The 11624-nt window shown below is 73.9% G+C and carries 13 protein-coding genes; 6 read left to right on the top strand and 7 right to left on the bottom strand.

The window, feature by feature from the left end:
* Positions 1-19: 19 nt before the first annotated feature.
* The 3 genes from Cus16_RS11145 to hemL are packed head-to-tail and all read left to right on the top strand — an operon-like array spanning position 20 to position 3167.
* Positions 20-769 (top strand): uroporphyrinogen-III synthase, encoded by a 750-nt coding sequence (locus tag Cus16_RS11145; RefSeq protein ID WP_223246594.1) that lies wholly within the window; start codon positions 20-22, stop codon positions 767-769.
* The gene (gene hemB / locus Cus16_RS11150) at positions 766-1821 is read left to right on the top strand and encodes a porphobilinogen synthase (protein WP_223246595.1); all 1056 of its coding nucleotides are present in this window, start codon (positions 766-768) and stop codon (positions 1819-1821) included. The genes Cus16_RS11145 and hemB overlap by 4 nt, the downstream gene beginning before the upstream one ends.
* Complete coding sequence (gene hemL / locus Cus16_RS11155) at positions 1818-3167, top strand: glutamate-1-semialdehyde 2,1-aminomutase (RefSeq protein ID WP_069712721.1); 1350 nt, start codon at positions 1818-1820, stop codon at positions 3165-3167. Before hemB ends, hemL begins: the two co-directional genes overlap by 4 nt.
* Positions 3168-3292: 125 nt before the next feature.
* On the opposite strand, the gene Cus16_RS11160 is transcribed toward hemL, so the two are convergent.
* The 5 genes from Cus16_RS11160 to Cus16_RS11180 all read right to left on the bottom strand — a co-directional run bounded on the left by Cus16_RS11160 (position 3293) and on the right by Cus16_RS11180 (position 8270).
* Positions 3293-4078 carry an ABC transporter ATP-binding protein gene (locus Cus16_RS11160; protein ID WP_069712722.1) on the bottom strand — a complete coding sequence of 262 codons (786 nt, stop codon included), beginning with the start codon at positions 4076-4078 and terminating at the stop codon, positions 3293-3295.
* The gene (locus Cus16_RS11165; RefSeq protein WP_069712723.1) at positions 4075-5445 is read right to left on the bottom strand and encodes a hypothetical protein; all 1371 of its coding nucleotides are present in this window, start codon (positions 5443-5445) and stop codon (positions 4075-4077) included. Before Cus16_RS11165 ends, Cus16_RS11160 begins: the two co-directional genes overlap by 4 nt.
* 8 nt (positions 5446-5453) lie before the next feature.
* Positions 5454-6122 carry a GntR family transcriptional regulator gene (locus Cus16_RS11170; protein WP_069712724.1) on the bottom strand — a complete coding sequence of 223 codons (669 nt, stop codon included), beginning with the start codon at positions 6120-6122 and terminating at the stop codon, positions 5454-5456.
* A gap of 94 nt (positions 6123-6216) precedes the next feature.
* Positions 6217-7194, bottom strand: coding sequence for an MDR family oxidoreductase (locus Cus16_RS11175; RefSeq protein ID WP_069712725.1), 978 nt, complete (start codon positions 7192-7194; stop codon positions 6217-6219).
* A gap of 47 nt (positions 7195-7241) precedes the next feature.
* Positions 7242-8270, bottom strand: a complete 1029-nt coding sequence (locus Cus16_RS11180; protein ID WP_069712726.1) for a 6-phosphofructokinase — start codon at positions 8268-8270, stop codon at positions 7242-7244.
* A 77-nt stretch (positions 8271-8347) separates the two neighbouring features.
* On the opposite strand from Cus16_RS11180, the gene Cus16_RS11185 reads away from it, so the two are divergent.
* From Cus16_RS11185 to Cus16_RS11195, 3 genes are all read left to right on the top strand, one after another.
* Positions 8348-9313: a DNA-3-methyladenine glycosylase 2 family protein gene (locus tag Cus16_RS11185; RefSeq protein WP_189319579.1), complete on the top strand. Its 966-nt coding sequence runs from the start codon at positions 8348-8350 to the stop codon at positions 9311-9313.
* 101 nt (positions 9314-9414) lie between these two features.
* Positions 9415-9930 carry a GNAT family N-acetyltransferase gene (locus tag Cus16_RS11190; protein ID WP_223246596.1) on the top strand — a complete coding sequence of 172 codons (516 nt, stop codon included), beginning with the start codon at positions 9415-9417 and terminating at the stop codon, positions 9928-9930.
* A 69-nt stretch (positions 9931-9999) separates the two neighbouring features.
* Positions 10000-10194: a zinc transporter permease gene (locus tag Cus16_RS11195; RefSeq protein WP_069712728.1), complete on the top strand. Its 195-nt coding sequence runs from the start codon at positions 10000-10002 to the stop codon at positions 10192-10194.
* An 83-nt stretch (positions 10195-10277) separates the two neighbouring features.
* Here the strand turns inward: Cus16_RS11195 and Cus16_RS11200 are convergent, their stop codons facing one another.
* Both Cus16_RS11200 and Cus16_RS11205 read right to left on the bottom strand, forming a co-directional pair.
* On the bottom strand, positions 10278-11135 hold the full coding sequence (locus Cus16_RS11200) for an NAD-dependent epimerase/dehydratase family protein (RefSeq protein ID WP_069712729.1): 858 nt from the start codon (positions 11133-11135) through the stop codon (positions 10278-10280).
* A 62-nt stretch (positions 11136-11197) separates the two neighbouring features.
* Positions 11198-11383, bottom strand: a complete 186-nt coding sequence (locus Cus16_RS11205) for a hypothetical protein (RefSeq protein ID WP_069712730.1) — start codon at positions 11381-11383, stop codon at positions 11198-11200.
* Positions 11384-11624 lie beyond the last annotated feature (241 nt).

Below are 11624 nucleotides of genomic sequence, written 5' to 3' on the forward strand. Positions count from 1 at the left end.
CGGCGGTGCCTGGGGTGACGTGGTCGCCGAGGCGGCACGCGCACGCGGGCTCGCGCCCGTCGTGGTCCCGCTCATCACGGACGCGCCGCCGGCGGACCCGGCAGCCCTCGACGCGGCCCTCGCCCGACTGACGGACCCGGCCGGGAGGCGCGACGCACCACCCGCGGACCGCACCCGTCCCGACGGGGCCGGTCCCGGCGCCCCCTGGCTGGCGGTGACCAGTGCGACGGCCGTGCGCGTGGTCGCCGGGCGGATGCCGCGCCTCCCGGCCGGTGTGCGCGTGGCGTGCGTCGGCGGGGCGACCGCACGGGCCGCCCGTGACGCCGGGTGGTCCGTCGACCTGGTGCCCGACGAGGAGTCGGCGGCCGGGCTCGCGGCCGCGCTGCCGGCCGACGCGCCGCACGTGCTCTTCCCCCGCTCCGAGATCGCGGCGCCCACCTTCGTGGACGCGCTGCGGGCCCGCGGCATCCCGGTGTCGGAGGTGGTCGCATACCGTACCGTGGGGACGGGCGACGAGCCGGTCGTCCTCACCCCGCCCCCTGACGCCGTGCTCGTGACGAGCGGCAGCGTCGCGCATCAGGTCGTCCGCCGGATGACACCCCTCGACCCCCGCACGCACGTCGCGTGCATCGGACCGTCCACCGCCGACGCGGCCCGTGCAGCCGGGCTCCCCGTGCACGTCGTCGCCCGCGAGCGGTCCGCCGAAGCCCTCCTCGACGCCGTCGTCGAGACCCTCCACCCGAACCCCAGAACAGGAAGGTCATCGTGACCGGACGCTTCCCCCAGGTCCGCCCCCGGCGGCTCCGTGCGACCCCCGCCATGCGCCGACTCGTTGCCGAGACCCGGATCCACCCCGCCGAGCTCGTGCTGCCGATGTTCATCCGCGAGGGCGCCACCGACGCCGTGGACATCTCGAGCATGCCGGGCGTGCAGCAGCACTCGCTCGACTCGTTCCGCCGAGCGCTCGATGAGGCCGCGGAGCAGGGCGTCGGCGGCGTGAACCTGTTCGGCGTGCCGACGTCGAAGGACGCCGAGGGGTCCGGCGCGACCGACCCGGACGGCATCCTCAACGTCGCGATCCGCATCGCGCGCGAAGAGGTGGGCGACGCGCTCGTCGTGCAGTCCGACCTGTGCCTCGACGAGTTCACCGACCACGGCCACTGCGGGGTGCTCGCGGCCGACGGCTCGGTCGACAACGACGCCACGCTCCTGCGCTATCGCGACATGGCGGTCGCCCAGGCCGAGGCCGGCGCCGAGCTCGTCTGCATGAGCGGCATGATGGACGGCCAGATCGCCGCCGCCCGCGACGCCCTCGACAGCGCCGGCCACAGCGGCACCGCACTCCTGGCGTACTCGGCGAAGTACGCCTCGGCGTTCTACGGGCCCTTCCGCGAGGCCGTCGCCTCGACGCTCGTCGGGGACCGCCGGACCTACCAGATCGACGCCGCCGACGGCCGCCAGGGCCTGCGCGAGGTCCTGCTCGACATCGAGGAGGGCGCCGACGTCGTCATGGTGAAGCCCGCGATGAGCTACCTCGACGTCCTCGCCCGCACCGCCGACGTCTCCGAGGTCCCCGTGTGGGCGTACCAGATCTCCGGGGAGTACGCGATGATCACGGCGGCCGCCCAGAACGGGTGGATCGACCGCGACGCCGCGGCGATGGAGGCACTCGTCGGCATCAAGCGCGCGGGCGCGGACGCGATCCTGACGTACTTCGCGGTCGACATCGCGCGGAAGCTCAATCAGGAGGCCGGCCTGCGCACGTCCGGCAGCACCGCGGCGGTGTCCGGCGTCGCCTCGACCGGGAAGGCCCCCGAATGACCACCACCGCACCGACCACGACCAACGACGCGCTCTTCGGTCGCGCGAAGGACAGCATCCCCGGCGGGGTGAACTCGCCGGTCCGCGCCTACGGCTCCGTCGGCGGGACCCCGCGCTTCCTCACGGCCGCGAAGGGCGCGTACGTCACCGACGCCGAGGGTCGCGAGTACGTCGACCTCGTCGCGTCGTGGGGCCCCGCGATCCTCGGGCACGCCCACCCCGGCACGGTCGAGGCCGTGCAGCAGGCGGCGTCCCGCGGCCTGTCGTTCGGGGCGTCGACCCCGGGGGAGACCGAGCTCGCCGAGCTCGTGAAGCAGCGCGTGCAGGTCGACGGCGACGGTCCGATCGAGAAGCTCCGGATGGTGTCGACCGGCACCGAGGCGACGATGACCGCGATCCGGCTCGCCCGCGGCTACACCGGCCGTGACCTGCTCGTGAAGTTCGCCGGGCACTACCACGGGCACTCGGACTCGCTGCTGGCCGAGGCCGGCTCGGGCGTCGCGACGCTCGCGCTCCCGGGCAGCGCGGGCATCACCGCCGAGACCGCCGCGCAGACCCTCGTGCTGCCGTACAACGACCTCGACGCCGTGCGGGCCGCCTTCGACGAGCACTCCGAGCGCATCGCCGCCGTGATCGTCGAGTCCGCCGCCGCGAACATGGGCGTGCTCGCGCCGGAGCCCGGCTTCAACCGGGCGCTCGCGGAGATCACGCACGCGCAGGGTGCGCTGCTCATCGTCGACGAGGTCCTGACCGGCTTCCGCGTCGGCCCCGCCGGGTGGTGGGGCCTGGAGGCCGACGGCACCGTCCCCGAGGGCACCGGGTGGAAGCCCGACATCATCACCTTCGGCAAGGTCATCGGCGGCGGCATGCCCCTCGCCGCGCTGGGCGGCCGTCGGGAGGTCATGGACTTCCTCGCACCGCTCGGCCCCGTGTACCAGGCCGGCACGCTCTCCGGGAACCCGCTCGCCGTGGCCGCCGGCACCGCCACGCTCCGGGCCGCGACGCCCGACGTGTACGCGCACCTGGACCGGACCGCCGCGACGATCGCCGACGCGACCAGCGCCGCGCTGTCCGCCGAGGGTGTCGCACACACCGTGCAGCACGCGGGGAACCTGTTCTCGTTCGCCTTCACCGAGACCGCGCCGCGGAACTACGACGACGTCCGGGCGCAGGACGTCTTCCGGTACGCCCCGTTCTTCCACAGCATGCTCGACTCGGGGGTCACCCTGCCGCCGAGCGTGTTCGAGGCGTGGTTCGTCACGGCGGCGCACGACGACGCTGCCGTCGGCCGCGTGCTCGACGCGCTGCCGGCTGCCGCGCGGGCGGCGGCCGCCGCGACGGCCTAGCCCGAGCCACTTCCGCAAGACGCAACGTCGGCGGTTCCTCGCAGCGACATCCCGCTGCGCGGAGCCGCCGACGTTGCGTTTCGCGAGCGGGACGAGCGGGACAACGGCCGGGAGGCGCGGGGCGGCTACCGCGCCCGGCGCGCCTGCCAGCGGCCCCCGTCACGCGACACGGTCAACGGGAACGCGAAGGCGTCGGACACCGCCCCGGACGTGATCACCTCGTCGGCGGGACCCTGCGCCACCACGGCGCCGTCCCGCAGCAGCATCGCGTGCGAGGTCGACGCGGGCAGGTCCTCGAGGTGGTGCGTCACCATGACGCTGCCGAGGTCCGGGTGTCGCTGCCGCAGGGCGTCGACGGTCTCGAGCAGGTGCTCGCGCGCGGCGACGTCGAGTCCGGTCGCCGGTTCGTCGAGCAGCAGCAGCCGTGGCTCGCTCATGAGCGCCCGGGCGATGAGCGTCCGACCGCGCTCCCCCTGGGACAGGACCGGCCAGCGGGAGTCGACCCGTGCCTCCAGGCCGACGTCTGCGACGTGCCGACGTGCCGTGGCGACCTGCTCGGCCGTCGGTTCCCACCGCAGCATGAGGTCGGCGGTGCCGGTCAGCCCGGTCAGGACGGTCTCGAGCACCGTCAGCGGCGACAGCATCCGGTGGCGGGGGTCGACGTGCCCGATGTCCTCGCGGAGCTCCCGGACGTCGACGCGACCGAGCCGGCGCCCGAGCAGTTCGACGGTCCCCGCGGTCGGGTGGCCGGCCGCCCCGAGCACGGTGAGCAGCGTCGACTTGCCCGCACCGTTCGGTCCGAGCAACGCCCAGTGCTCACCGCGCCGGACTGTCAGGTCGACGTCGTGCAGCAGGTCGCGACCGGAGCGGGTGACGCGGAGGCCGGTGGCGGAGACGAGGAGGTCGGTCACGTCCCCATCGTGCCGTACCGGTTCCGGACGTCGGCCACGTGCGCGTCGACGTGGCGCGCGAGGGCGTGCGCCGCGTTCGCGGCGGCCCGTTCGTCCCCGTCGAACGCCCGGTCGAGGTGCGCCGCGAAATCCGTGACACCCCACTGCCGGAACGGCGGCGGTTCGTCGAGCAGCAGGAACGCGCGGCTGTGCGTGTAGTGCAGGGCGTCGCGTACGAACGGGTCGGGGACGTGGTCGGCGATCCACCCGGCCAGGTCGACCAGCGCACTCGTCAGTCGCGGGTCGCGGACGGTCGCGTGGCGGCGGACACGGTCGACGATCGCCCGGGCCTCGGCGACCTGCGTGTGGTCGTCGTGTCCGACCAGGATCCGGAGACCGAGCTCGGCGAACGCGACGACGGCGGCGGCGTTCTCCGCCCACTCGTCGAGCGACGGCGTGCGGGGGCTGAAGTCGGTGCGGTTGCCCGGGAGGAACCGGGCGAGCCCCATGACCTCGAGCTGCCGGACCGCGAGGTCCGCATCGGCGTCCCGTTGCCCGGTGATCCGCACGACGTCGTCGACGGTGTACCGCTGCCCGGCCTCGAGCGCGCCGCTGCGGACCGCTCCGAGCAGGGCGTCCCAGGCGGTGCCGGCGGCGCTCGACGGCACGACGCTCGGGACGGCCGGACGCAGGTCCGACGGACGCACGAGGGTACCGTCCGCCAGCCCGGCCTGCGTCTCGACGTCGGCGACCCGGACGTCGCGGAACCGGGCGAGCGCGTGGGCGGCGTCGTGGGCCGTGTCACGGTCGCCGGTCGTCGCCGCGAGCAGGGACGAGGCGAGCCAGGCGTCGGCGTCCCAGGTGCGCCACGCGGTCCCCGGCACGAGCCCGAACGTGACGAGCTCGAGCATGCGTCGCGTGAAGCGTGCGAGCAGGACGTCGGGACACACGTCCACCCAGAACCCGAGCGTCGCGAGCAGCGCCGACCGTGCGCCGTCCGACCGGAGGCGCAGGGCTCGGTCGGCCTCGTCGACGAGCGTGCGGTAGCGGTCGACGTCGTCCGCCGTCAGCACCGGGACCGCACTGCGGACCGCGTACTCGAGCATGCCGACGAGGGCGCGGGTGCCGGCGGCCCACCGCTCGGGTCCGGCCTGCGTCAGGACGACGACGTCGTCGTCGACCCGTCGGGCGAATCCCTGGTACTCGAGCCGGAAGAGCGCCCCGCGCACCGCACCGGGCGCGGCACCGAGTCGCGCGGCGAGCTCGGCGACCGACCACGGTCTGCCCTCCGCGAGCACGCCGGACCGAGCGGCGCGGAGGATCGCCAGCCACGTGTCGTCCCACGGCGTCTCCCGGGTGTCCGCCCGGTCGGCCCCCGTGTCCCGCACCGCTCCGGTCAGCCCCGCGAGGAGCGGACCGCGTCGATGTGGTGCTCGATGTTCCGGGTGAGCGCACGCCCGGCCTCGGCGGCGGTCTCGCCGTCGCGGTCCTCCAGCGACTCGCGCAGGATCGAGAAGAACGCCTCGGAGTCCCACTGCTCGAACGGCGGCGTCGGGTTCAGCGTGAACCGGACGCGCTCGAGGGCACCCTGTGCCGCGTTCCGCACGAGCGGGTTGCCCGAGTGCTCGACGGCGAACTCGATGACGGCCGTGACCGCGCCGCTGAAGCCGTTGTCGCGGACCTTCCGCAGGTCGTCCGCGCGGTCCAGGAGCTTCCGCAGGTCGCGGACCTCGGCGTCGGAGTACTCCGGGACGCCCCAGCGCAGGCTGAGCTCGAAGAACCCGGCCATCGCACGGCTCGCGGTCACCCAGTCGTCGAGCGTCGGGGTCGCGACGCGGGTGTACCGGTTCGCCTCCATCTCGACGAGCCCGATGTCGACGAGCTTCGCGATCGCCTCGCGGATGGGCGTTCGACTGACGCCGAGCCACGCGACGAGCTCGTCGTCGTTGAGGCGCTCGCCGTGCTCGAGGGTCCCGTCGCGGAGCGCGGCCAGCATCTTCTCGTAGACGACGTCACGCAGGAGCTTCCGGGGGGAGTTCTCGACGGTCGACTTGGGGACGGGCATGCGCTGCTCCTCACAGGGTCCGGTGTGTGCCGTGTACCAAACCTAGCGTGTCACTGAGCAAGCGCTTGGGAAATCGCCCGCGAGGGCGTCGGCGTCACCCCCGGACGTCGACCACCGTCCGCCCGTGCACGCGGCCGGCGACGACGTCCGCGCCCACCGCCACCGCACGTTCGAGGTCGACCGTCCGGGTGACGTCGGCGAGCAGGACGCGGTCGAGGTCGGTCGCGAGCCGGTCCCACGCCCGCTGCCGGAGCGGGAGCGGGGCCTCGACCGAGTTGATGCCGAGCAGTGACACCGCACGCAGGATGAAGGGCATCACGGTCGTCGGCAGCGCCGAGTCCTGCGCGAGGCCGCATGCGGTGACCGCCCCGCCCCACCGCGTCGACGCCAGGACGTTCGCGAGCGTCGCACCCCCGACGCTGTCGACGGCACCGGCCCAGGTCGCCCGCTGCAGCGGCCGGCCGAGCTCGGCGATCGTCGCCCGGTCGACGACCTCGGTGGCACCGAGCGCGCGGAGCGAGGCCTCGTTCGACGTCCGCCCCGTCGACGCGGTCACCCGGTACCCGCGGGCGGCGAGCAGTGCGATCGCGACCGTGCCGACACCGCCGGACGCTCCCGTCACGAGGACCGGGCCGTCGTCCGGGGACACCGTGCGCTCGAGCGCGAGCACCGAGAGCATCGCGGTGAAGCCGGCGGTGCCGATCGCGGCGGCGAAGGAGTCCTCGACGGCGTCGGGCAGCACCACGAGGGCGCCGCTCGGCACCACCGCGTGCTCCGCCCAGCCGCCGTACCGCGTCTCGCCGAGGCCGGCGCCGTTGCAGACCACCCGGTCGCCGATCGCGACGTCGTGGACACCGGGGCCGAGCGCCGACACCGTCCCGACGACGTCGATGCCGGGGACGAGCGGGTCGATGCGGGCGACACCGGGGTTGCCGGCCAGGGCGAGCCCGTCCTTGTAGTTCACGCTCGAGCACGTCACGTCGACGAGGACCTCGCCCTCGGTGGGGTCCGGCAGGTCGACCTGCGTGACGGTCGGCGGGGTGGAACGGGAGACGAGGACTGCGCGCGTCATGCGCCGGACGCTACCCCGTGCCTCCCGTCCGACGTGGCGGGACCGCGTCAGCCGAACATGATGGCGGCCTCGTCGTACCGTGCCTGCGGCACGGTCTTCAGCTCGCCGAGGGCCTCCTCGAAGGACACGTGCTCGATGTCGGTCCCGCGGAGCGCGACCATCCGGCCCCACCGCTCCTCGACCACCGCGTCGATCGCCGCGAGACCGAGCCGGGTCGAGAGCACCCGGTCGTACGCGGTCGGCGTGCCACCGCGCTGGATGTGCCCGAGGGTCGTGGCGCGGGTCTCGATGCCCGTCATCTCCTCGATGAGCGGCGCCAGGCGCTCCCCGATCCCGCCGAGCCGCGGCCGTCCGAAGGCGTCGAGCCCCCGCTCGGTGTGGGCGTTGTCCTCGTGGTCGGGCACGAAGCCCTCGGCCACGACCACCAGCGGCGCGCGACCGCGGTCGTAGGCGGCACGCACCCAGGCCGCGATCTGCTCCATGCTCGTCTTCTGCTCGGGGATGAGGATGGCGTGCGCCCCCGCCGCCATGCCGGAGTGCAGCGCGATCCACCCGACGTGACGGCCCATGACCTCGGCGACCATGCAGCGCGAGTGGGACTCGCCGGTGGTGCGGAGGCGGTCCATGGCCTCGGTCGCGATCGCGACGGCGGTGTCGAACCCGAAGGTGTAGTCGGTGGCGCCGAGGTCGTTGTCGACCGTCTTCGGGACGCCGACGATCTTGAGCCCGGCGTCCGTCAGGCGCTTCGCTGCCGCCAGCGTGCCCTCGCCGCCGATCGCGACGATCGCGTCGATGCCGTGCCGGCCGAGGGTCTTGGTGATGTTCTCGACGCCGCCGTTCGGGCCCTCGAAGGGGTTCGTCCGGCTCGTGCCGAGGATGGTGCCGCCCTGCTTCGCGATACCCTGGATGTCCTTGCGCCCGAGCGGCACGATGTCCCCGTCGACGACGCCCCGCCAGCCGTCACGGAACCCGACGAACTCGTGCCCGTAGATCGCGATGCCCTTGAGCACGATGGCCCGGATGACCGCGTTGAGTCCGGGGCAGTCGCCTCCGGAGGTGAGGATGCCGATGCGCATGGGAACTCCGTCGTCTGGTGCAGGGGACGCTCCCATCATGTCTGACGGTGGTGTGGCATTACCATCCCCGTGTGTCCCTGCCCGCCGCCCTCGCCTCCGGTCCGTCCGGTGACGCGTCCGGTGCGGCCGGTCGGGTGGACACCGTGTACCGGCCGGGAGGCGCGGTGGACGTCCGCGCGACCCTCCGGCCCCTGCAGCGCGGCTCCGGCGACCCCGCCTTCCAGGTGGTCGGCGCCGACACGTGGCTCGCCCTGCGCACACCGGCCGGAGCGGCCTCCGTGCTGGTCCGCCGAGCGGGCAACGACGCGATCGCGGTGTCCGCATGGGGCGACGGAGCCGCCTGGGCGGTCACCCACGCCCCGGACCTGCTCGGACGCGGCGACGACTGGTCCGGCCTCGACGTCAGCGCGCACGCCTTCCTCGCCGAGGCGCGACACCGGCAGCCGGGGCTGCGGCTGCTCCGGACGAACACCGTCGTCGCGATGCTCGTGCCCGCGGTGATGGAGCAGAAGGTGACCTCGCGGCAGGCCTGGCGTGCCTGGCGGTACCTGCTCCGCCGCTTCGGCGAACGGGCACCGGGACCGGTCCCCGTCGAGATGTTCGTCCCGCCGACCCCCGAGCAGTGGGCGCGGATCCCGAGCTGGGAGTGGCACCGGGCCGGCATCGAGCCCGGACGCTCCGCCACGGTGATGCGCGCGGTGAAGCTCGCACCGGCACTCGAGCGGACGCTCGCCCTCGGCCGCGGCGGTGCCGTCGTGTCGCAGCGGCTCCGGTCGGTCCCCGGCATCGGACCGTGGACGGCTGCCGAGACGGCGCAGCGGTCCCACGGCGACCCGGACTCGCCGAGCGTGGGTGACTTCCACGTCCCGGCGCTCGTCGGGTGGGCGCTCGCCGGAGGACCGGTCGACGACGACGGCATGCTCGAGCTCCTCGAGCCGTGGCGCGGGCACCGGGAGCGGGTCGTGCGGCTGATCGGAGGCTCGGGATTCCGGAAGCCGGCGTTCGGTCCGCGGATGACGATCCAGGACCACCGCTGGCACTGACCGGCCTCGCGGGGTCGTGTCATGATCGGGTCGTGGGGAACGTCGTCGTCGTACCGGCCGGGGATCCGCGACGTGCGCGCCTCGAGGCGGAGGGGTGGTCGGTGACCGCTCGGTCGTTCGGCGCCCGGTTGGACGTCTCGGACGCCGACGTCGACCGACTGAGCGCACTCGTCTCGACGATCGGTGACGGGATTGCCCTCCGCTCCCTCGCCGAGGGTGACGTCGACGCCGTGCTCCGGCTCGACGCGGCGACGCTCGGCGACTACCCGGGGAGCCTCGCGACCCGACACGACCCACTGGACCGCGAGCGAGCGACCCCGTCGCGCACGCGCCGGGCGTTCGGCGCCCTCGACGAGGCGGGCGTGCTGCTCGCGATGACCTACGTGGACGTCAGCGGGATTGCTGCTGAGACAGACTTCACGGTCGTCCGATCGGCGCACCGAGGGCGGGGGATCGGTGTCGCCCTCAAGGCGTTCTCGGTGCGGGTACTGGCCGGAGAGGGTGTCCGGCGGTTCCGCACCGGTGGATCGGCGGACAACCGGGCGATCATCCGCGCGAATCAACGTCTCGGCTACGTCACGGACGAGGAGTGGGTCACGCTCGAGCCTCGTGCGTGACCTGCACCGGACATTCGATTGATCGCGACGTACGCTCCAGGTGAGAACCGATCTCACTCAGGAGGAACCATGTCGGACCCGAACACCACCCCCGCCGTCGAGGCCGAGACCGAGGCGCACCGCGTCGCCGAGCACGACGTCGCGGGACACGACCACGAGCAGGACGGCGGCGAGCACGAGACCGTCGAGCACGGCGACCACGTCGACTTCGTGCACGACGGGCACCGCCACGCCCGCCACGAGGACCACTACGACGAGCACTGACGGACGCTGACGCGACCACCTGACGGCCGGGAGGCACGGGGCGAGCCCGCCACGTCCCTCCCGTCCGTCGACCGCGCACCCGACTACGGGTGCCGCGTGCCCTCGCCGGCGAGCACCGCGCGGTAGCCCTCGCGGAACGTCGGGTAGCGCGGCTCCCAGCCCGTGGACCGGAGCAGCGCGTTCGACAGGCGCTTGTCCCCGCCGGCCTGCCGCCCCTCGGGGTCCGCACACGGGGGTTCCGGGGCGCCGAGCTCGGACGCCAGGAAGGTCAGGACGTCGTCGAGCCGCACGGGCTCGTCGTCGGTGGCGAGGTAGGTCGGCGCGGGCTGGTCCACGCCCGCCAGGTGCACGAGCGCCTGGGCGGCGTCGTCGCGGTGGATGCGGTTCGTGTGCGGGGAGTCGCCCGTGGAGAGCGTCGCCCTCCCGCTGCGCACCTGCTCGATGAGCCGTTCCCGCCCCGGCCCGTAGATGCCGGACAGGCGGACGAGCACGGCATCGGGCGCCCGGTCGCGCAGCAGCGCCTCGGCCTCGAGCAGCACGCCCGCCGTCGGGGTGGAGGCACGGGTCGACGTCTGCTCGGTGACCTCGCTGCCGTCGTCGACGTCGTACACCGCGGTGGACGACACGACCAGGAGGCGCGGTGTCGCCCCCGACGCGTCGATGCCGTCGAGGACGTTCCGGAGACCGTCCACGTAGGTGGCGCGGTACTCGTCGACGTCACGCGACCCGGCCGCGAACGCGACCACCACCACGCCGGTGTCCGGGTCGATGGGCGGGGCCTCGTACCGCAGGTCGACGCTCCGGCCGGTGATCGGTGCCGGGATGCGCTCGGCACGGCGGCGGAGGCCGGTCACCGAGTGGCCGAGCGCAGCGAAGCGCAGGCCGGCCTCGGTACCGAGGTCGCCGCAGCCGGCGATGACGACGGGGGAGTGGTGCTGCATGCTCCGAGCTTGTCAGGTCGACGTCGGAGCGGCCCGGGCGCGAGCGCCCGGGCCGACGGCCGTCAGACCTGCTCGTTGTCCGGCGACTCGGGCTCGCCGCCCGAGTCGACGTCGCTGTCCTGCTGCGGGTCCTCGGTCGCGTTGCCGGTGGACGAGCCGTCGGGCAGGTCCTCGGTGCGCTGGAACTCGCTCTCGGGGGCGTCCGTGGAACCGTCGGTCGGGTTGGTGTCGCTGTGCTGGTCGCTCATGCGGCGCACGCTACGCGCCGTCGGCTCCATCGCCGTCCGGGTGCCCCTCGAACGAGGGGGTGTCCCCCGGTTCTGTAACAGAACGGTAACGAGACCGAACCGACCCAAACCCTCCGGCGGAGGGTGCCGAACCACTGTCACAAGCCGGGAAACACCCGGAGCGCTCACCAGCCGCACGTAGCTGGTTCTCCACCCCTGGTCGGGGTGTGTTCGGCGCGCACACAGCATGCCGCGCCGAGCG

Source organism: Curtobacterium sp. ER1/6, from assembly GCF_001742745.1.
Lineage (GTDB): Bacteria > Actinomycetota > Actinomycetes > Actinomycetales > Microbacteriaceae > Curtobacterium > Curtobacterium citri.